The following is a 19,184-nucleotide window of genomic DNA, read 5'->3' as shown; positions in this document are numbered from 1 at the left end:
TCACACTTGGTCCTTTGCCGGTCCCTCTTGCGCAGGTGCTGCCTCTTGTTGAGGGTGTAGCTTCGACATGACCGCTCGCAGGCACCGGTTCGTGCGAAAGGTTGCTCACGCTCCTTTGGCAAGGATTGCCAAGCCCCACGATCAGAGAGCCGCAATCATTTCTGGGTCGGCCCGCGCAATTGTAGAGGGATGGCACACCGTACGCATCGCTGATGCAGAAAGATATTGTTTACCAGTATCTTGCTCGAATTTGATCCTCAAAAACGAGGAGCAAATCGATGGACCGAAATGGCCATATGTTACCGCAACAATCAAACCCGAATCATGCCCTTTCCGCAGTGCCACGCGAGCGCGAGGATAAGGGTGAGCAGAGCATCCAGCATGCAAGGCTGAACGGCAATATCGTTCGGCGCAGACCTGGCAAACGGATGATTGAATATTGGGATAGCGATCTGCCCGGTTTTGGGCTGCGGGTGCATCCCTCGGGGCGCCGAAGCTGGTTCGTGATGTTCCGCCAGCGTGGCAAGCAGCGCCGCGTCTCGCTTGGAACGACTAAGCAGAATACCGCAAGTGAAGCGCGGCGACTTGCGCGAGAAAAGCTGGCGGAAGTGGCGCTCGATGGCCTGCCTTCGCGCAAGACAAATAGGTCGCGCGCAAAGCAAGCGCCGCTAATGCGCGAATACGCTGAGCGTTTCTGGGCTGACTATGCCCACCATTGGAAACCAAGCACGCGCAAGCGGAACCGAACCGGGATTGATCGGGACATCATCCCAACCTTCGGTGATCGCCGCGTCGATGAAATCACCAAGGCCGATATTGCGTTCTGGCGTGACGGCTTCGCCGAGAGGACAGGTGCTTTCAATCGAACCATCCCGATCCTCTCGGTGATGATGGGCTATGCCGAGAAACTCGGATATCGCCGCCGTGGATCGAACCCTTGCAGAGGGACACCTCGTTACAAGCGCAAGCGGATGGAGCGTTTCCTCTCTCCCCGTGAGTACGGTCAACTCGCGACCGCGTTAAGCCACTTTGAAACCGAACGCTCGACTGTCGTCGCTGCGATACGTTTGCTGATCTACACAGGTGCGCGCTGCGGGGAGATCGAGATACTGCGCTGGGAATGGGTGCAAGAGCCGCGTCTGATGCTGCCGGACAGCAAGACTGGCGCGAAAATCATCTACCTCAACCGACAAGCTATCGAAGTGATCGCATCGATCCCGGATCGCAAGCCGACGGGGTTGGTCTTTCCATCGGTTCGCAACGCAAGCAAGCCTGCCAAGTTGAGCATGTTTTGGCCGGAAATCCGGAACCGTGCTGCGCTGCCTGATGTTCGCCTCCACGATCTTCGCCACAGCTTCGCCTCGACCGCCATCCGCGATAATCTCTCGCTGATGGTGATCGGCAAGCTGCTCGGTCACGCTTTGGCTGAGACGACTTCGCGCTATGCGCATTTGTCCGATGAGGTCATCGCCGATGCTGCCGAGCGCGTGTCGGGATCGATCGCGAACCTGATCGGAGTAGGCCAATGAACGCGCTGACCCTCCAGACCATCGTCACCGAAGAACTTGGAACTGCGCGTATCGGCGTGGTCGGCAAAACTAAAGGCGACAGCAAACTGCGCCGAATAGTCTGGTCGAGGCGCTTGCCGGGTTTCGGGACGCGCTACTATGCGAGTGGACGCACCATCTACATGGTTCAGGCGGCAATGCAGGGGCGTACGCGGACCGTTACGATTGGCAACGCCAAGATACTGAGCGAAGCACAGGCGATGGATGTTGCGCGGCGCGTACTTCTGCGCGCTCAGGTAGGTCAGAACCCGGCAGAGAGGCGCAAGAAGCGCCGCAAGGTGCCGCTCTTTACTGATTTTCTCGATAACTACTGGCGCAAGGTCTCGCCAAGCTGGAAGACATCGACCCTGCACACGCATGGGCTGTATCGTCAGAATTATCTCCAATCGGCGTTTACGGGGATGTTCCTCGATGAGATTGAGCAGTCCCATGTGCAGGAGTGGTTTAACCGTGTGACTGAAGTTGGAGGCCCGGGCGCGGCAAACCGTTCGTGCGAGATCCTGCGGGCGATGTTCAACAAAGCCGAGGAGTGGGGCGTCAAGCCAGAAGGCTCGAACCCGTGCTCGTCGATACGGATGAACAGGCGGCGCAAGTGTGAACGGTTTCTGTCCGATCAGGAGTTTCGGCGCCTTGGTGCGGCGATAGACAAACACCGTAGATCGAGACCGGTTCATTGCGCAGCATTACAGCTCTTGATCCTGACCGGATGCCGCCGATCGGAAATCACCGGGCTGACATGGAGCGAGGTCAAAAGCCGCCGCTTGCTCTTGACCGACAGCAAAACCGGACCGCGCACAGTTTGGCTGGGCGAAGCCGCCTGGACCATCATCAAATGCCTTCCACGTCACAAGCGCCGTCCGGAAGTGTTCTTTAACCCGAAAACTGGCAGAAAAGTCGATATCGATTGTCTATGGAAAGACGTCCGCGAAGAGGCGGGGCTACATGGGGTGCGGCTGCACGATCTTCGCCATAGCTTCGCCAGCCACGCCGCCGCCCGCTCCGAAACTCTCCCGATGATCGGCAAGCTGTTGGGACACAGACATGTGACCACCACGGCTCGCTACGCCCATCTGGACGATGGGCCGGTGATCGAGGCCGGGCAGCGCATCGGCGACCTGATCGAAGAAATGATGGGTTCGAACCGTTCATTGAACCATCATACTATGTGTGATAGATCGGCGCTGCTGTATGACTAGAGACCGGCGCACACGCATTTACGCAAACCGCTGGTTCGCCAAGTTTGCAGCAAAGGAAAAGATCAGCGATGCAACGCTTGCTGATGCCGTACGTCGGGCCGAGAGCGGCCTGATCGATGCTGATCTCGGCAGTGGCCTCATCAAGCAACGCATCGCGCGCCAGGGCGGAGGCAAGTCGGGCGGCTATCGCTCGATCCTGTTCTTCCGCTCGGGCGAGAGGGCCGTATTCGTGTTTGCCTTCGCTAAGAGCGCCAAGGCAAATTTGAGCGCGGCGGAATTGAAGGTCTATCGCAAGGCCGCCAGCATCATGCTGGAGCTTGGTGATGACGAGATCGAAACGGAAGTTGAAGCAGGCCGATTGGTCGAGGTGATAGACGATGAGCAAGGCTAAGGCAAAGACCTACAAAAGCGAAGCGATGGCGGCTGTCCATGAAATGATGGAAGGCCTCCACGAGGCGGGCAGCATCGACAAACGCACCATGCGCGAATTCGATGAGGCCTGCCTTGCGCCTGCGCCTGCGCTGTCGCCCGACGAGATCAAGGCGATCCGTGAGGCGGAGCATGTCTCGCAGCCGGTATTTGCGCGTTACCTCAACGTGTCGAAGAACCTTGTGTCCGACTGGGAGCGCGGAGCGAAGAAACCGGGCGGTCCGGCGCTGCGGTTGCTGTCGATTATTCGGCGCAACGGGTTGGACGCGGTGGCATAGCTAGGCTTACTGCGAGACGATCCATAGACGCGGATGTCCGCTTCGCGCCCCAATTTCGGACCTTCGAGCCTCCCAAAGGAGTTCCTTAAAGCCGACCGTCTGGTTCTCTGGCCTCGCAGCTTCGGCGAATGACCGAGATTGGGGTGGAAAGCTGGCAATATCTGTTCGACCGCGCGCAGATCACAAAAACTGGTACCGACGAATCCAGCGCGCCTTCCTACGACGGTCTCTGCACAAACGGGGGTCGGAATTTGGTCACGACACTTCGTAGGTCCGAGGCCGCCGCGTAGGCTGCCGGGACGACCAGCAGAGTCAGGAAAGTCGAAGTGGTCAGCCCGCCGATGATGATGAAGCCCATAGCATTGCGCCACTCGGCTGCATCTGACTGCGCCAGCGCTACTGGTAGCATCCCGAATACGGCGGCAAGCGCGGTCATAAGGACGGGTCGTAAGCGTTCTGGCGCGGCGTCGCGCATTGCCGAAGCCGCATCCTTTCCAGCTTCGCAATACCGATTGGCGAGATCGACCAGCAAGATACCGTTTTTCATCACAATCCCCATCAGAGCGATCATGCCGATTTGCGCGAACAGGCTCATTTCCTGGCCCGATGCCCACATCAGGAAGTAGGCACCAGAGAACGACAGTGGTGCCGTAAGCATGATGATAATGGGTTGCCCGAAGCTGTTGAACTGGCTGGCGAGCACAATGTAGAGCGCGACGATTGCAAGCGCGAATGCAAAGATAATCGCCTCGCTGGTTTCGGCGAGGCGACGGGCAGTGCCTTCCATTCGCGTCGCCAGCCCGGCAGGTGGCGGATTGGCGGTAAGCAACTCCTCCACGTCAGCCACGGCAACGCTAAGCGCCACACCGGGAGCGGTATTGGCGAGCACTGAAATCTGACGCGATCGATCGATGCGCTCGATTTCCGCAGCGCTCAACGCAACGTCAACATCGGCAATGGCAGCCAGATCGACCAGTGTGCCCTGTCCAGTCCTGAGCGGAAGTGCCTCGACATCGCCAAGCCCCTGTCGTCCACTTTCCTCCAGGCGCACGCGAATGTCATAGCGACGTCCATCAGCTTCGAACGTGCCTGCATCGCTTCCGCCAACCAGCGTTCGCGATGCGGCGGCAAGGCTGCGCGCCGAAATCCCGAGATCGGCGGCTCGGTCGCGGTCGAGAACGATTTGCAGTTCCGGCCTGCCACCTTCGTAAGACGAGCGTACGTCGACAAATTCGGATCGTGCGGCAAGCTCGCCCTCCAGCCACCGCGCGTATTCGTTGATGGCTGTGATGTCCGGTCCGGTTATGATCAATTCAATTGCAGTCTGTCCGACCCCGGCACCCGATACCCATGGAACCTCCTCCACGGTCACCTCCCGTGCTGCCGGAACATCTCCTAGTATCTCGTTCCGCGCGAAGGTCATCACGTCGTCCTGCGTCGCCTCGCGCGACCGCTTGGGCGTCAGTCCGACATATATGTCCAGTTCGTTGATCTTCGGATTGGTTCCGCTGCCTGCACTCACGAAAACGAGTTCGACTTCCGAATTCTGGCGCAGCGAGGAATCGACCTGCTCTGCCGCCTTCTTCGCTTCGGAAACCCCTGTGCCCTGAGGGAGCTTCACCGTCGCAAGGAATTCGGATCGGTCCGTGGTGGACATGAAGGTGCTTGGAACGAGCGCAGCAAAAAATCCGCCGATCAGCACGCTAGCGAGCGCGCCCCCAAGCACCAGATAACGGCGGTTTATCGCCCAGGACACGAGCCATTCGTAGCGTTGACGCATCCCGATATGGAACCGTTCAATGCGTCCGAGCCAGCCACTTTCCGCATGTTCGGGGCGCAGCAACCTTGCCGATAGTGCCGGTGTGAGCGTGAAGGCGACCAGCATCGACACGCTGACCGAAAAGACGATTGCCAGACCGTATTGAAAGAAGAAACGACCAACAATTCCTTCCATGAAGGCGATCGGCACAAACACCGCCAGCGTTGCGAATGTGCCTGCCAGTACGGCCAAGGCCACTCGTCTGGTTGCGGTGTGGGCGGCTTCGGTAGCATCTTTCCCTTCATCAACGTCGTTCTGGACCGCCTCAACCACAACGATGGCATCGTCGACCAACAGGCCGATAGCGACTGTCAGCGCCAGCAACGTGACCATGTTAACGGTAAAATCGAAAGCCGCGAAGGCAACAAAGGTTGCGACAATCGAGGTCGGAATGGCGAGCAGCACGATGACCGTTGCGCGCCAGCTAAGGAGAAACAGGAATGTCACCGCCACCACCAGCACCACGGCAATGAACAGGTCGAACAGCACGTCGCCAATGGCCTGCTCAATGAAGCGAGATGTGTCGCGAGCGATGATGAAATTGACACCCTTGGGAGCGGTGGTCCGGATGCTTTCGATTTCTGCGCGGATCTGTTCTGCCACCGCGACCGTGTTCTCGCCGCTTTGCTTGCGGACTTCGAGAACAACGCCCGGTTCCCCATCGAGCTGGGCATAGCTCTCCTCGTCTTCAATGGAGTCCTCGACGCGCCCTACATCGCCGATCCGAACAGTCTGTCCATTGGGCCGGTAAAGGATCGGTATTGCGGCAAATTCCGCCGCCGTTCGTGCTTCGGCAAGGGTGCGGATGCCGAACTGGCGCGTGCGCCCCTCGGTAACCAGGCGACCACCGGGCAGTTCGGCATTCTCGCGTTGGATCGCGCCGAGCACATCGTCTGCCGTTACTCCGCGCGCGCGCATCGCAGCCGCATCGAGCCATATGCGCATTTCGCGTTCTCGCCCGCCAACCAGCTCGACCGAACCGACGCCGGGCACGCGCTGCAATCGCTCTTTCACCTCCTCATCAGCAAAAGTGGTCAGGTTGCGGATGGGCATGTCGCCTGACAGGAGAACCGACAGGATCGGCGCGGCATCGGGATCAACCTTCTCGATCACCGGCGGTTCGGAATCGTCCGGCAGATCGGCCGCCAGCCGCGACATCTTGTCGCGTACTTCCTGCGCCTTGAGGTCGGCATCCTCCTCCAGCTCGAACTCGAGATTGACGATGCTTACACCCTCGGCGCTAATCGATCGCATCTGGCGCAAGCCGGCGATCGTGTTGAGCTGTTCCTCTATGACGTCGGTGACTTCGGTTTCCATGGTGCCCGGAGAAGCGCCCGGCAGAGCGGTTGTTACAGAGACGTATGGAAACTCTACCTCAGGAAAGAGGTCGACCCCGAGGCGGTTGAACGAGACCAAGCCAAGTACGACGAGCGAAGCGATCAGCATCGTCGCGAATACCGGTCGCCGGATCGAAACGTCTGCAAGCCACATATCAGCTTGCGCCGCGGGTTCTGCTTGATTTGACCGGCTCGTCATTCCGCAATGTGGCCGGAGGATTGAGAATAACCTCTTCGCCCGGTTCCAGCCCTGAGCGGATACGCACCCGATCGAGGTCGATACTTTCGAACGCCACTTCCCGGCGCTGTGCCTTTCCGTTTACGACCACGAAGACGTAGGCTGCAGCACTGTCGCCGAGTATTGCCGGGCGGGGCAAAACGATCGCTTGCACTGGCGGCACCGAGATCTCGGCTCTGACTGCCAGCCCTGAACTGATGCGGTAATCGGGATTACGGATCGGCAGCCGCAGTTCGACCATCCGGCTTTCAGGATCAACCCGGTCGTTGATGATGTACACGGTACTGTCGAATGGCTGCTCGAAGCCTTCAATGTAGACCCGCGCTGGCATGTTACGCCGAAACGCGTCGACATATTCCTGCGGCGCGTTGACGATGGCGGCAACGATCCCGAGCTCTTGCAATTCCAGCGCGGCTGATTGACCTCCCATCGAAAAGCGATTGTTCAGGTATACACCTTCATCGACCATCCGCGCGGTTACTACGCCATCGTATGGCGCACGCGTGATTGTGTCGGCCAATGCCTGCTGTGCGGTGCCGAGGGCTGCCTGAGCCTGTGCCTTCTGCGCTCGCGCTACAGCCAGGTCCGTCTCGGCTGCGTCAACTTGGGCTTTCGAAACGAAACCCCTTGGGGCAAGGGCCATAACGCGTTCGTAACGCCTCTCGGCCTCAATCGCTTGCGCACTTGTCAGATCGACTGCTGCCTGTGCTTCAACTACGCGTCGCTGATAATCGGCCTGGCGGATACGAAAAAGCGGTTGTCCGCGAGATACCCTGTCACCGACCTTGACGAAAATTCGTTCTACCGGCCCTTCGGTAAGCGCACCAATCGCACTGCGCTGTTTGGCTGCAATCGTGCCGAATGCCTTAACTGGTTCAGCGAACGGTTGGGATTCGACCATCGCCGTCGTAACTTCGCGCGGCTCTGCCTGAGCTTCTGGCGCAGTCTCGTCCCCCTCAGTTTCGCCTGAACAGCCAGCAAGCGTCAGCGCAAACACAGCCAACCCACCAAGAGCAAGGCGCGCTAGCATATGTAGGCACCTCTGCCACTGGCGAGCAGCTTACCATCGGGCCCTGTGACATTGGTCTCGGCAACCGAGAATTGTCTCCCGGCCTTTACCACCTGACCAGTCGCGATCAGCGGTCCAGAGGTCGCCGGTCGATGATAGTCGACCCTCAGATCAGCGGTCGCCTTCGCAGCCACACCGTGGGCAAGCAGGGTATAAAGCCCTGTGAGGTCGATCAATGACGCTAGAACCCCTCCATGGGCCGAACCAATCATCGGGTTGGAAACAATCTCGTCACGCCAGGGCATTTCGATCACGAGTTGATCACGCGAACCGGACCGAACCTTTAGGTCAAGCCATCGGTGAAACGGGGCAATCCGCAACATCTCATCGAGGCGCTCACGATCAATCGGGGAATGATTCTGATTCATGAAACCGGCCCTTCGGGGCTGTGCTGGCGCATCAGGAAATTGACGATAGCAATTGAGAAGGCATCGTTCGCATCACCCACGACCATATGGGTCGCATCGGCGATGTCGGTGTATTCCATGTGCGGAACCAGACCGCGCAGATGCGTCACTGCGTCTTCGGAAACCAGATCACTCGATCCGCCGCGAATGAGGTGAAGCGGCAAGGAAAGCCGACTTGCCGCATCGCTCAGCATATCGAACTGCCGTTCCTGATGGGTCGGATCGCTTCGCTTCGCGGTCATGATGTTGCGGATGAACGCAGGGTCCCAATGCCAATAGTAGCGGCCATCTCCCTTCTGCCTTAAATAGCGGCGCAGTCCTTCGCCTGCACCGCGTTTCTGGCGATGGGGCATGTAGCGGGCGATAATTTCTGCCGCCTCTTCAGGTGAAGAAAATCCCCGGTCCACATGTTCTTCCATGAAGCCCACAACCCGCATCACACCGCCCGCCTCCATGCGCGGAGCAATGTCAACAAGGGTTAGCGATGCAAAGCTTTCGGGGGCGAGGTATCCTTCGGCAATAATCCCGGAAAGCCCGCCAAGAGAGGCACCCACGAGGGCTGGCTTGCGATCCAGCTTCGAAGCGATAGCCACGAGATCGGAGGCGAAGTCACGCATTTCGTATGCTCCGCTAGGAGACCAATCGCTATCGCCATGACCGCGCATATCAATGGCAATCGCGCGGTACCCAGCCGTGGCCAGATCACCAGTTACCCGCTTCCAAGCGCGGCGTGTCTGTCCACCGCCGTGGGCGAGCAGGACAGGCATCGCGCTGTCGTCACCGACCACTTCTGCGGCAAGGGAAAGTCCTCCCGATCCCTCGATTTTGGTGGTCACGCTTTGCATATCGCAAACCACTATATTGTAAATTGCCTTACAGTAAATGACTTTATCTAAATCGGTGCTGTGTTAAGGTGCTCTGCATGGCAACCAAGCTCGAGAATGATGCCGACGAAAAGGCAGCAGCCTTCCTGACCGATCAAGACCGATTGGTTTTTCTCTTGGAAGAGCTGACAAGACGATTGCGTCGCACCTTCGACACGTCAGTCGAACAGTTTGGCCTCACCCGTACCCAGTGGCGTGCATTGGCCTATCTCTACCGCACACCCGGCATGACCCAGACGGAACTGGCCGGACAACTTGAACTGGAGCGGGCAAGCATCGGGCAAGCAATCGACCGGCTAGAACATCTGGGCTTGGTCGAGCGGCGCAGCGCCAAAAACGACCGGCGCGTGTGGCAAGTGCACCTCCAGCCCGCTGCAATCGACTTGCTTCCAAAAATGCGAGTCGAGGCGGATCAGATCTATGCGCGCTTGCTTGAGGGAATAAAGGGTGAGGACTTGGAGGCTTTCAAGTCTACCTTGGACACAATGCAGCACAATTTGGGCGATGCCTAGCGGGAGGGATGGTCGCCCGAAGGGAAGGTCACATGGCCAGCTGGATTTGACGCCATCCCCGAGAAGCGGTGGCAATTTTGCTGCTTGCCCAGTTATGTCCGCAATTGAGTCGGTAGCGGAGCGGCAGCTTCTGAGGCTCCGCTGCTCGAAAGCGGACAATCTCCTCCCGGCCCAACAACTTCCATTCGGAAGTGCTGACGCTTGGCTTCCAATTCCAGGTCACTCGATTATCTTGGTGAAGTCAGAGACGTAGCATCGCCCACCTCGCAGCGTCGGAAAGTTTTGCACCAGCTTTGCCGGGACAGAGGCAAGAACCAACAAACAACGTTAAATTGGTTCTCGCCTGTTCAAAGGCTGGAGGTTCACCTCCTCGCCAAATCAGCCGCGACACATTTACTGGAGGTTGGCGAGGTTTGAATTTCAGGAAGCCACCGACGAACTGTATGGCGGCCTGGAAACGGTCTGCGGCAAGATCAGACTGTTTGCAGCATTCGGCGTACCGACCAGCATCAGGCCGACAACCGCACCACTCGTTGTCCTTCAATTCTGTAAGGCGCTCATAGACGAACTCTGCCGTCTGCCTTCCTGGCCACCAACCGATGATTTCGAGGTGTAGCTGGCAAAAGGCCCACATTGTATATTGGTCAATCAGCGCGACGAGATCGCCACCGATCTTCCACGTTCCCTCGGATGGGTTAAAGGCGCAGATTGAGCCATCGACTGCGTTAGTGTGGCGGGGACCGATCCAGGTTCGGCTGACTTCAGTTGTCCAAAAAGCCCACGCTCGAATGGGCTGAAAATGTTGAAACGGGACAGCAATCAGGAATGTGGCTTTGCGATCAAGCCCAGCCAGAACTGCGCTATCGACAGCAAGCCACATTCCCTCATTGCTCGTCCAGACAGCGGTACGCGGGTATGCCGCAAATACCGCATCTAGCTGACCGAGATAGTTTTCACATAGTCGCCCGCTGCCGGACGGCTTGGCGTCACCGGACGTCCGGGATCGACAGGACGACCCTTGCCATCCGGCGGCCCTTTGCCACGATCCGGCTGCGGATCGACACGGTCCTTGTTGTTCATCATACTTCTCCGCGCCCAGTGTTTCTCGATCAACGATAGAGCCTTTGGGCGCTATGACCCCATCGTTGAATACATTCGGATAGTCCTCCGAATCGACCTGCGATCCAATGGCTTGAAGCTGCCGATGGACCGCCGGAATCATCACTTTGGAAGCCCCTCAAATTCTGCGCGCTCCTGTGAATAAGGGGCACCCACCTGAAAAAATTCCTTGTGCTCTTGGCTGAGCTGTGATTCACAACTGCACCAGTTTCGTGGACACCTACCGCTTCGACGCGCAGGTGTCCACCATATTGTTACAGTAATATCAAATCTGTGGACAGGAGGAGGAATGCAACTCGAAGACCTAGGACGGCTTGTCCTCCAAAAACGTGGGAGCATGGGAGTCAGAGCTGCTGCGCGTGAGATCGGAATTAGTCCCACAACGCTTTCAAAGATCGAGAACGGCCATATTCCCGATCAGGTGACATTGAAGAAGGTCTGCGATTGGATCGGTGAAGAGGTCACCAAGTTCACTGCGATGGGTGGTCTCCAGATCGCCTTCAAGAAAGACCAGACCCTCGCCCCGAATACCGCCCAGTCGCTTGCCCGGCTCATTGAGAGGGCGGAAGAACAATTCAAAGCCCAGGTGCGCGACGTAGCAGGACACTGATATGCTCAAGCGGGGCTTCAAGGCACAGAGCGAACGACGATCTGTCGAGATTCGGAAGAAGTTCGGCCTCCATCAGGACGCTCCCTTGAGTGCGCGCAAGGTCGCTGCTGCGTATGATATTCTTGTTTGGACCGAAGCTGACATCGCGGGAGTGAGTGATGACGACTTGGTGCAGCTAACCGTCAGAGACCCAGACAGTTGGTCAGCCTTCACAATGCGTGTTGGTGAGAAGCATCTGATAGTGGTCAATTCGAGCCAGTCGGAACCCCGCCAAAATAGTGTAATCATGCACGAGCTTTCCCACATCTTGCTCGGACATGAGCTTACCTCAGCGGGACTGACTGCGGATGGTCATTTCGTTCCCACCTCATACAATCAAGACCAGGAGGATGAGGCGGATTGGCTAGCAGGAACATTGCTTCTCCCACGCCCCGCGCTTCTGAAAATTCGCCGGTCGGGACTTACAGACCATCAAGCACAAAATAGCTATCAGGTCAGCAGCCAGATGCTAACATGGCGAATCCGCATGACCGGGGTTGATTACCAGCTTTCGAATGCGCGAAAGCGCAGGGCCAGAGGCTGACAAGTTTGCGCGTCGAGGCTCGCTGCCCAATTCCAGAAAATCGAGCCGAAGTCTCAATGTCAGGTCTACGAGCGACAAACCGGAAAGCGGACTGTCCGCTTCCGGTCCAATTCCCGACGTTTCCGCAACCAAACCGCAATGGCTGACTGTGGGCCGTTTGCGGACTGTCGGATTTTAGTGGATCAACTGCACAAAGCTGGCGTTCCGCAAACTTGGCTTTCATGTCTCTTGCCGTTGCAGACGGAAGAAACCAACCGAAGTTCACGAGCCGCCTCACACTATTTGTCAGCATGGGCAGATCTTACATTGGCCTTCGTGCAAATTTGCTTATCTACGATTGAAGCCGCAGGGTTTCGGAAGATGTCCGTGTTGGAAGGTAATTTCGAAGCGAAGTTTTGATTGGGGGCATGTTGTTTTCGAGGATTTGGGACCCCATAGGGCTCTCGGGTAGCATAGCGAAGCAGGCACGGTCCGAAGTTCGCGCGCACTTGAAGCGCAATAAGGTTGCACGCCGCGCTCGCTATGGCCGCGCCCATCGGTTCGTGCGGTTTTTGCTAACAGCAACGTTCGGTATTCTTCTCGCTCGTTACCTGCTGCTCGACCTCGCTGTGATCAACCTTGAGGGCTACCGAACACATTTTCCGAGCGGGCTGTTTGCACTGTCTGAGGAAAGCGATGTAGGAGCTCGCTCGCTTATCGAAAAGCTGCCCGCTCTGTTTTTGGCAGTGCAGGTCGGTCTGCTTACGATCATCTCGCTTGCGCTCGCACTTGTCACGTTGATCGCTCAGCGCGAGGATGCGACTACTGACATCAAAGTTTACTACCATGAGTCGATGTTTTTCGGCATGGCCGCGAGCGGATTGGCGTTGGTCGTCGTACTTGTCGTTCAGCTCTTCTGGCCGCTCCAATCTCTCTTCCGATTGCTGGCTGGCACTTCGCCATCGGCGATTTTCGATTTCTTGCTGCTAGCGGCGCATGCCCTGTGGCTCGTTGTTAATCTGATTGGTGCCGCGCACTTCGTGGCCGTCACATTTGAATTCGTTCAGCCAAGCGCGCGTAAGCGCCTTCGCGAGCGCTACACTGCTAACGCAGCCATGCCGGAACAGCTGGCAGCGACGCTGCGTCACCACATCTATCTGGGCGCCGATAGCGGTTTCGATAAAACCGAGCCCCACGCCGTATTTGGCAGCATGTTTCGGCCAACCGGCGCGATCGAAATCGAACAAGATTTCGGCGATGGCTCTAACCTAGTCGATGTGCATTTGCGATTGGTTCGGTGGGTCATCAACCGTTGGGCGATCCGGTGCAAGTGCGCGTCAGAAACACCGAGCGGAAATGTTGGACCACGGCTGATCTTTACCTCGATCCCAGGGCGGAAATTGAGCGGCGAAGTGGCTTGGTGTTTGCGCGACGGCGGTGTGCCACTCTCATCATTTGAAAAATGGATTTTGTGGTGGGCGTTCCGGTTTGAGGAGGATGTTCGCGATGCGTAGCGCAGCCACTCCAGAGCAGATCATGGAAGAACTCGCCGATCGGGTGATCGCGCAGATCGACCGGCGTGCGCCGACCGGCTTTGAAAACGCGCTCGACGAGCTGACGGAATATCACTCATTCTTGCTTGAGCTATACGCGACACGCTCTGACAGCGGCGCGCCGCTCAGCTATGCAGAACTGGGCGACGACACCTGGCACCAACCTCATGATCGGTGGATCAGACAATACCGGCGCTTGTTCGATCGCGCAGCGGAACGGATTCCGGACGGTCATCGCTTCATTGAAACCCTGTGCTACGTGCAGGGCCGCCTTCTAGGCAGCAAATGGGGCGACCGATTGTCGCCCAACGTTATTGCGTCGATACTCGATATGCAGCCCATCCTCATGCACGCCGTTGAAGCATGGGTAACGCGCCGGTCTATCCTCGAAGCCGACGAGCATGGAGCCGCGAAGCGCTTCAAACTGACCGGCTCGGACGCGACGTCCCTAGCGTCAGCGATGCATGGTGTCGTAGGAGCGTGGGAAAGCCATCTCACGATCGTCTCCTCGTCCTATGGCTGGAGCAAGGTAGCGGGGATGGAGCCGGCTGAGCTTTGGTCACGCTATGCGCTTGCATGGCCTTTCCTGCGTCAGCACGTCGCTCACACCGCTTACAGCCTCGCGGTAGCCGTGTGGAATGGCGATGCGATCAGCGCAAACCTTTTCCGCGAAGCGCTGGTGCGCTGGCCGGGATCGGCGCTGATCGATTTGCAGCGCGACGGACTTGCTCAGCACCCTTGGTTACTGATGCCGTCGTTAATCGAGATGCCCTGGGCCGAGGTCAGCGCTCGTCCCGAAGCCGATGGTGCGCAATTCCTGGACGGTCCTTTTCCTGACTCCACTTTCGCAGAGCTGGTGGACGGCCTGCGAAACGACGTGGTTCTTGTGATCGCATCGTTGATGTTGGCCTGGTCACGCGAGGAAGGCCCTGTGGGCGGGCTCGCTTCGGATGTCGCTCGCGCCTTGGTATCCGGTCGCGGTTCCGATCTGACTGAAGCTCAGCATAATGGCTTCGACTTTGATCGCATCGTGCGAGGGCTCATCCGACTTCAACTCGTGGGTGAGCGATTTGAAGATGCCTCGCATGGCGGATGGCTTGATGGCCTCGTTCGCCGCTTGGATACTATGCGCGAGAAGGCTGTTGTCCCCGGCCGCGTCTACAGCCCAACCACCATGCACGATCGCGAGCAGCTGCTCTTTGGCGATATGGCAATGTTGGCTGCCTTTGCGCCAAAGGAATTGCCTCACTCAGTTAGCCGAGCCATTGAAGCTATCGCCGACGACCCCACTCTTCTCCCCTCTGACGATCGATCCTTGCGTGCTATTCTGGCGGAACTCGATCGATACAGAAACACGATCGATCAGGATATCGAAGCGTTTTCCGCTGCTATCACAGCAGTCAGTCCGGAAGCAGACCCGAACGATGCGATCGAAAATTTCCGATCTGTCGTCGAGGGAATGCGGACTGCAATCCAGGACCGCCGACTTCAAAGGCTTCGCGATGCGCCTGTCGACGAAGAGGCTATTGAGGCGTTGCGCTCGAAAGCCGAAGAGGAGCTTTTGAAAAGCCCGGCCGACGTACCGATCTTCGACGATGTCGAGGTTTTCCTCCTTGACGGTCATGAAGGAGAACCGGGCCAAGTTCGCATCAACGGGGTCCAGAAGGGCCGATTCGTTCGACCGCCAATGGAACAAGAAAGCCTGAATTTTTCGGAAGTGATGGCTCGGCATGTTCGCGAGGGCGCGGGAAAGTACGTGCTCAATGCCTTTTCCCACATTCCAAAAGAAGAGATCTGGATCTACGCTCAGCTCTCCAATCCGCAATTCTGGATCGAGTTGTCAGACGCCGCAAAGGCTGTCGGAGATCGGCCGGTCCTGGTAGTCTCGCATCAGGACTCAATCGAGCATCTTGGATGGCGGACGCTCAGAGGCGATGGCCCACTTGCGAAGCTCGACGTGAAATCCGATCAAGGATCGCGCGAGCGCGGTCGTTACGTGGCCACGATTGAGTCGGTCGAGGTTTTCGCAATGAACATCGAACCAGGAACCGCTTGGCTGACGTCCGCTCGGCTCCTCAAACGGCTCGGCTATGCGCCTACAGATGGTGGACGTGTCAGCCTGAAGTATGAGGGCGACGATGGTGAGCAGGCCATTTCAGGTTCGCTCGTCTTTGAGTTTTCACAGCAAATGGAGTGGGGCTTAGAGCCGACCTTCATAGTGCGTTTCGGATAGAATGTTCTCGATAAAGAACACTCAGCACTTTCTTAATCGCAGCTCGATTGCTGGCATAGAAAATAGGCTAATTTGGAACCGACGTCGGCATTCACCTCCAATTGCGGCCGTTAGACGTACATGATCGGATGCCCGCTTTCGGATGACGTGACCCCCAGCTTTCCCCCAGCTGGGATTAGAGCCGGGCGGTTGTTTTGCGCATCAGCGCGGTTGAAGCAATGGGCTGCGTAGCGGAGCCCGTAGGGCGTAGCGAAGCAGGCCATTGCTTATCCAGTTCGGCGGCGAACGCCGCCGGGGTTGCGTAGCCAAGGGACGAGTGTGGCCTCTCCCGGTTGTAATCCTCGACCCAAGCAGCGATCTCGACCCGTGCGTGGGCCATGCTGAGGAACAGGGTCTCGTTCAGCAGTTCGTCGCGCATGCGGCCGTTAAAGCTCTCGACGTAGCCGTTCTGCATCGGCTTGCCCGGAGCGATGTAATGCCACTCCACCCCGATCTCGCCGCACCATGCGAGCACGGCATTGCTGGTGAGTTCGGTGCCATTGTCGCTAACGATCATGCCCGGCTTGCCGCGCTGGGCGATTAGCTGGGTCAGCTCGCGCACGACGCGGTGCCCCGAGATCGAGGTATCCGGCACCGCCGCCAGGCACTCCCTGGTCATGTCATCGACCACATTGAGCACCCGGAACCGTCTGCCAGAAGCGATCTGGTCATGGACAAAGTCCAGGCTCCAGCGCTGGTTCGGCAGTGCCAGCACCGGAGCTGGCGCTCTGGTGCCGACAGCGCGCTTGCGGCTGCGTCGTCGCCTCACTGCAAGCCCTTCCTCCCGATACAGCCGCTGGGTCTTCTTGCGGTTGATCATCACGCCCTCCCGGCGCAGCAGGATATGCAAACGGCGATAGCCGAACCGGCGCCGCTGGTTGGCCAGCTCACGCAGCTTCTCACGCAGCGCGCCGTCATCATCCCGGATGGAACGATAGCGCACGCTCTTGCGATCGGCATCGATGACACGGCACGCCCGCCGCTCGCTCATCCCATGACATGCCTGGAGATGTGCGGCAGCTTCTCGCTTCGCGGCGGGCGTCACCACTTTTTTGAGAGCAGATCCTTCAACGCCACGTTGTCCAGCATCGCATCGGCCAGCAGCCGCTTGAGCTTCGCGTTCTCGCTCTCGAGCTCCCGCAGCCGCCGGGCCTCGGACACCTCCAGCCCGCCATACTTGGCCTTCCAGTTGTAGATCGTCGCTTCAGACACCCCGTGCCGCCGGGCCAGATCGGCGGTCTTCGCGCCCGCCTCCGCTTCCTTCAGCACCCCAATGATCTGCTCCTCTGAGAACCTCTTCCGCTTCATCGTCTGTCCTTCCTTCAGGCCAGACTCTAATCGCTCGTGGAGGAAAATCAGGGGGTCACGTCACGATCATTTGACGAGATTTGTTATTGGCTCATTTTGGAAGAAGCGCCCAACAAAGCTGGCTGTAATCCCGCACTCTGCTAGCACCGACTGCGGCGATTTTCTCCGAGTCAGCGAACGCGACATAGGAAGGCTCTTTTCAACAGACTTTCTAGCAGCTGGTTTCCGGGCGCCGACAATGTTGTGCATTGAGCGCCATCAGATGATACGCCATACTTCACTGAAATGCAGTCAAGAGAGAAGCGTGATGGCTAAGCTACCAAAATACCATCTTACCAATGATAAAAAGGCTGGCAACTGGAGGCTTGAAAAAGAAGGCTCTGATCGGGCCACAAAGATCTTTGACAACAAGGGCGACGCAACCAAAGGTGGAGCGCTCTCCAAGGCTATCGGTAAGAGCGGAGGGTCGGTCCGTATCCACAAGACTGACGGAAAGATCCAAGAGGAACGGACTTTCCCACGCTCAAAAGATCCCAAAGGATCGCCGGGTTGACGCGGCGGGCTCCGTTTTTGAACGCTTGAGCCGCAAATCCAACATCTATCGTCAGATGCCGCCTGCCTTGCCATAATCACGCGTTAGCCATCGAGCATCAGTAAGCGTCCGTTCAACGCCAACAGACATTCGAGAGCGGACCGTCCGGTTTCGGCCCAAGGCCATGCCGTCAAAGAGCCCTCCCAAACCAGATCACTCGCCCAACAACATGGACATCTGCCCGGTCCATATCGTGCCATGTGGGGTAGGCGGGGTTGTCGCTGGCGATCGTGACCTGTTTGCCGCCAGGCTTGATGGCAATACGCTTTACCACCAGAGCTTCGTCTGCACGCAGCACGTAAATTCCATCACGGAGCTTTGAACCGTGGTCGGATGCATCCACAAGGACCTCGTCGCCATCGCTGAGTGTCGGCTCCATCGAATCACCCATAACTCCGACGATCGACAGGCTTGCGCTTTTTGCCGCCGTCAATCTTCGTAGCCAACGTTCATCGAAACCGAACCGCGTCTGCGCGCTTTCGCTCTCGGCAATGGCGCCAAATCCGGCTGAAGCTTCAACTTCGAGAACAGGGATCTCAACCATCCCGTCTGAGACCGGGTTCGCCGGCCCTCCCAGGGTCTGCTCATCAACCCCGAAGAAGCAAGCCAATGTCTTACGATCATCGTCGTCGAGGATCTTCGGTGAGCCACGCTTGATGAATTGCTGGATGTAACTCGGGTTGCGGCCGAGGAGCCTTGAAATCGACGCGTAGCCGTATCCACCCTGAATGATGAGGCGGTCGAGCTCTTCTCTGACATTTACCATCAGCTTGGTCCTTTGGATGCAGTCATAGGATTTTTTCCTAGACTCGCGGAAATCATCCTAGTAGGAACATAACAAGAACACAAGCGAAATGCGAGTCGGAGCAGTTTGGAAATGAGTTTGCTTGAGCGGATCGAGAAGCATCTGAAAGAAAACCACATTTCTGCAACTCGCTTTGGTAGGCGTGCTGTCGGTGACCCCAGATTTGTCCTCGACCTGCGAATGGGGCGCAGACCGCGTCGCAGAACGGTCGAACGGCTGGATGCTTATCTCGCGTCATGCGAAAAGGCAGCTGCCAAATCATGCGACCGCGACCACAAGGGTCCCCATCGCTCCGGGATGCGACAGCCGTAGTCAGACGGCTCATCGCCCTGCTATTGTGATGATCAGCCAGTTGATGCATTTTCAGGCTGATAGAGCAGAGGGGGCTTCGGTTTCCGGGAAAGGACACTGACCTATGAGCAATACCGATAAAACCCCGCCAGAGAGCAAAGGCGATTGGGAGGGCTTTCGCGAAATCGATCGCGCCATCGCTGAGAATCGCCTGACATCGTACACGTGGAAGAAGACTTGGGCTGATCCGTGGGGAAAGGCCGGCTTGGTCCTTTTTGGAGTTCTGTTCACGGCCTTTGTCATTTTCGTCATTGTCTATGATGATTTGATCTGAC

At 57.7% G+C, this 19,184-nt stretch carries 19 protein-coding genes; 11 read left to right on the top strand and 8 right to left on the bottom strand.

The window, feature by feature from the left end:
* Positions 1-278 precede the first annotated feature (278 nt).
* Genes G9473_RS07015 through G9473_RS07000 form a run of 4 tightly spaced genes read left to right on the top strand, consistent with a single transcriptional unit; the run spans position 279 to position 3,471 of the window.
* Positions 279-1,529: a site-specific integrase gene (locus tag G9473_RS07015; protein WP_291137691.1), complete on the top strand. Its 1,251-nt coding sequence runs from the start codon at positions 279-281 to the stop codon at positions 1,527-1,529.
* Entirely contained in the window at positions 1,526-2,764 is a 1,239-nt protein-coding gene (locus G9473_RS07010) for a site-specific integrase (RefSeq protein ID WP_291137688.1), read from the top strand. The genes G9473_RS07015 and G9473_RS07010 overlap by 4 nt, the downstream gene beginning before the upstream one ends.
* The gene (locus G9473_RS07005; RefSeq protein ID WP_291137684.1) at positions 2,757-3,155 is read left to right on the top strand and encodes a type II toxin-antitoxin system RelE/ParE family toxin; all 399 of its coding nucleotides are present in this window, start codon (positions 2,757-2,759) and stop codon (positions 3,153-3,155) included. The genes G9473_RS07010 and G9473_RS07005 overlap by 8 nt, the downstream gene beginning before the upstream one ends.
* Positions 3,142-3,471 carry a DNA-binding transcriptional regulator gene (locus G9473_RS07000; protein WP_291137681.1) on the top strand — a complete coding sequence of 110 codons (330 nt, stop codon included), beginning with the start codon at positions 3,142-3,144 and terminating at the stop codon, positions 3,469-3,471. The genes G9473_RS07005 and G9473_RS07000 overlap by 14 nt, the downstream gene beginning before the upstream one ends.
* A gap of 217 nt (positions 3,472-3,688) precedes the next feature.
* Here G9473_RS07000 and G9473_RS06995 read toward each other — a convergent pair whose 3' ends face one another.
* From G9473_RS06995 to G9473_RS06980, 4 genes are read right to left on the bottom strand one after another with little or no spacing between them, the layout of a single operon-like run.
* Positions 3,689-6,736, bottom strand: coding sequence for an efflux RND transporter permease subunit (locus tag G9473_RS06995; RefSeq protein ID WP_291137678.1), 3,048 nt, complete (start codon positions 6,734-6,736; stop codon positions 3,689-3,691).
* A 46-nt stretch (positions 6,737-6,782) separates the two neighbouring features.
* Positions 6,783-7,862 carry an efflux RND transporter periplasmic adaptor subunit gene (locus tag G9473_RS06990; RefSeq protein WP_291137675.1) on the bottom strand — a complete coding sequence of 360 codons (1,080 nt, stop codon included), beginning with the start codon at positions 7,860-7,862 and terminating at the stop codon, positions 6,783-6,785.
* Positions 7,863-7,888: 26 nt separating this feature from the next.
* Positions 7,889-8,302, bottom strand: coding sequence for a hotdog fold thioesterase (locus G9473_RS06985; RefSeq protein ID WP_291137672.1), 414 nt, complete (start codon positions 8,300-8,302; stop codon positions 7,889-7,891).
* Positions 8,299-9,186 (bottom strand): alpha/beta hydrolase, encoded by an 888-nt coding sequence (locus tag G9473_RS06980; protein WP_291137669.1) that lies wholly within the window; start codon positions 9,184-9,186, stop codon positions 8,299-8,301. The genes G9473_RS06985 and G9473_RS06980 overlap by 4 nt, the downstream gene beginning before the upstream one ends.
* A gap of 77 nt (positions 9,187-9,263) precedes the next feature.
* On the opposite strand from G9473_RS06980, the gene G9473_RS06975 reads away from it, so the two are divergent.
* Entirely contained in the window at positions 9,264-9,737 is a 474-nt protein-coding gene (locus G9473_RS06975; protein WP_291137666.1) for a MarR family winged helix-turn-helix transcriptional regulator, read from the top strand.
* A gap of 241 nt (positions 9,738-9,978) precedes the next feature.
* Here G9473_RS06975 and G9473_RS06970 read toward each other — a convergent pair whose 3' ends face one another.
* Both G9473_RS06970 and G9473_RS06965 read right to left on the bottom strand, forming a co-directional pair.
* On the bottom strand, positions 9,979-10,617 hold the full coding sequence (locus G9473_RS06970; RefSeq protein ID WP_291137662.1) for a hypothetical protein: 639 nt from the start codon (positions 10,615-10,617) through the stop codon (positions 9,979-9,981).
* Positions 10,618-10,670: 53 nt separating this feature from the next.
* The gene (locus tag G9473_RS06965; protein WP_291137659.1) at positions 10,671-10,820 is read right to left on the bottom strand and encodes a hypothetical protein; all 150 of its coding nucleotides are present in this window, start codon (positions 10,818-10,820) and stop codon (positions 10,671-10,673) included.
* A gap of 325 nt (positions 10,821-11,145) precedes the next feature.
* Between G9473_RS06965 and G9473_RS06960 the strand changes: the two genes are divergently transcribed.
* The 4 genes from G9473_RS06960 to G9473_RS06945 all read left to right on the top strand — a co-directional run bounded on the left by G9473_RS06960 (position 11,146) and on the right by G9473_RS06945 (position 15,814).
* Entirely contained in the window at positions 11,146-11,466 is a 321-nt protein-coding gene (locus tag G9473_RS06960) for a helix-turn-helix transcriptional regulator (RefSeq protein WP_291137656.1), read from the top strand.
* A gap of 1 nt (position 11,467) precedes the next feature.
* Positions 11,468-12,049 (top strand): ImmA/IrrE family metallo-endopeptidase, encoded by a 582-nt coding sequence (locus tag G9473_RS06955; protein WP_291137653.1) that lies wholly within the window; start codon positions 11,468-11,470, stop codon positions 12,047-12,049.
* A gap of 488 nt (positions 12,050-12,537) precedes the next feature.
* Entirely contained in the window at positions 12,538-13,542 is a 1,005-nt protein-coding gene (locus tag G9473_RS06950) for a hypothetical protein (RefSeq protein ID WP_291137650.1), read from the top strand.
* A gap of 22 nt (positions 13,543-13,564) precedes the next feature.
* Positions 13,565-15,814 carry a hypothetical protein gene (locus G9473_RS06945; protein ID WP_291137648.1) on the top strand — a complete coding sequence of 750 codons (2,250 nt, stop codon included), beginning with the start codon at positions 13,565-13,567 and terminating at the stop codon, positions 15,812-15,814.
* Between the two features lie 175 nt (positions 15,815-15,989).
* Here G9473_RS06945 and G9473_RS06940 read toward each other — a convergent pair.
* Positions 15,990-17,161, bottom strand: a protein-coding gene (locus G9473_RS06940) for an IS3 family transposase (RefSeq protein WP_291135939.1) whose coding sequence is annotated in 2 segments (ribosomal slippage) — positions 15,990-16,909 and positions 16,909-17,161 — 1,173 coding nt in all. Because the reading frame shifts where the segments join, the coding sequence is not laid out codon by codon here.
* Between the two features lie 307 nt (positions 17,162-17,468).
* Between G9473_RS06940 and G9473_RS06935 the strand changes: the two genes are divergently transcribed.
* Positions 17,469-17,714 carry a DUF2188 domain-containing protein gene (locus G9473_RS06935; protein WP_247271591.1) on the top strand — a complete coding sequence of 82 codons (246 nt, stop codon included), beginning with the start codon at positions 17,469-17,471 and terminating at the stop codon, positions 17,712-17,714.
* Between the two features lie 169 nt (positions 17,715-17,883).
* Here the strand turns inward: G9473_RS06935 and G9473_RS06930 are convergent, their stop codons facing one another.
* On the bottom strand, positions 17,884-18,519 hold the full coding sequence (locus tag G9473_RS06930) for a S24 family peptidase (RefSeq protein ID WP_034953476.1): 636 nt from the start codon (positions 18,517-18,519) through the stop codon (positions 17,884-17,886).
* A gap of 454 nt (positions 18,520-18,973) precedes the next feature.
* Between G9473_RS06930 and G9473_RS06925 the strand changes: the two genes are divergently transcribed.
* Positions 18,974-19,183, top strand: a complete 210-nt coding sequence (locus G9473_RS06925; RefSeq protein ID WP_034953479.1) for a hypothetical protein — start codon at positions 18,974-18,976, stop codon at positions 19,181-19,183.
* Position 19,184 lies beyond the last annotated feature (1 nt).

The organism is Erythrobacter sp., assembly GCF_011765465.1.
Classification (GTDB): domain Bacteria; phylum Pseudomonadota; class Alphaproteobacteria; order Sphingomonadales; family Sphingomonadaceae; genus Erythrobacter.
Note: the sequence above shows the minus strand (reverse complement) of the source record. Positions and strands in the feature narration are given on the sequence as shown.

Bases quoted from the DNA above. Each gene is read 5' to 3' on its own strand.
- G9473_RS07000 (WP_291137681.1), top strand. From the start codon at position 3,142: ATGAGCAAGGCTAAGGCAAAGACCTACAAAAGCGAAGCGATGGCGGCT.
- G9473_RS06945 (WP_291137648.1), top strand. From the start codon at position 13,565: ATGGAAGAACTCGCCGATCGGGTGATCGCGCAGATCGACCGGCGTGCG.
- G9473_RS06965 (WP_291137659.1), bottom strand. From the start codon at position 10,820: ATGATGAACAACAAGGACCGTGTCGATCCGCAGCCGGATCGTGGCAAA.
- G9473_RS06930 (WP_034953476.1), bottom strand. From the start codon at position 18,519: ATGGTAAATGTCAGAGAAGAGCTCGACCGCCTCATCATTCAGGGTGGA.
- G9473_RS07015 (WP_291137691.1), top strand. From the start codon at position 279: ATGGACCGAAATGGCCATATGTTACCGCAACAATCAAACCCGAATCAT.
- G9473_RS06980 (WP_291137669.1), bottom strand. From the start codon at position 9,186: ATGCAAAGCGTGACCACCAAAATCGAGGGATCGGGAGGACTTTCCCTT.
- G9473_RS07005 (WP_291137684.1), top strand. From the start codon at position 2,757: ATGACTAGAGACCGGCGCACACGCATTTACGCAAACCGCTGGTTCGCC.
- G9473_RS06995 (WP_291137678.1), bottom strand. From the start codon at position 6,736: ATGCTGATCGCTTCGCTCGTCGTACTTGGCTTGGTCTCGTTCAACCGC.
- G9473_RS07010 (WP_291137688.1), top strand. From the start codon at position 1,526: ATGAACGCGCTGACCCTCCAGACCATCGTCACCGAAGAACTTGGAACT.
- G9473_RS06970 (WP_291137662.1), bottom strand. From the start codon at position 10,617: ATGTGGCTTGCTGTCGATAGCGCAGTTCTGGCTGGGCTTGATCGCAAA.
- G9473_RS06975 (WP_291137666.1), top strand. From the start codon at position 9,264: ATGGCAACCAAGCTCGAGAATGATGCCGACGAAAAGGCAGCAGCCTTC.
- G9473_RS06985 (WP_291137672.1), bottom strand. From the start codon at position 8,302: ATGAATCAGAATCATTCCCCGATTGATCGTGAGCGCCTCGATGAGATG.
- G9473_RS06935 (WP_247271591.1), top strand. From the start codon at position 17,469: ATGGCTAAGCTACCAAAATACCATCTTACCAATGATAAAAAGGCTGGC.
- G9473_RS06955 (WP_291137653.1), top strand. From the start codon at position 11,468: ATGCTCAAGCGGGGCTTCAAGGCACAGAGCGAACGACGATCTGTCGAG.
- G9473_RS06960 (WP_291137656.1), top strand. From the start codon at position 11,146: ATGCAACTCGAAGACCTAGGACGGCTTGTCCTCCAAAAACGTGGGAGC.
- G9473_RS06925 (WP_034953479.1), top strand. From the start codon at position 18,974: ATGAGCAATACCGATAAAACCCCGCCAGAGAGCAAAGGCGATTGGGAG.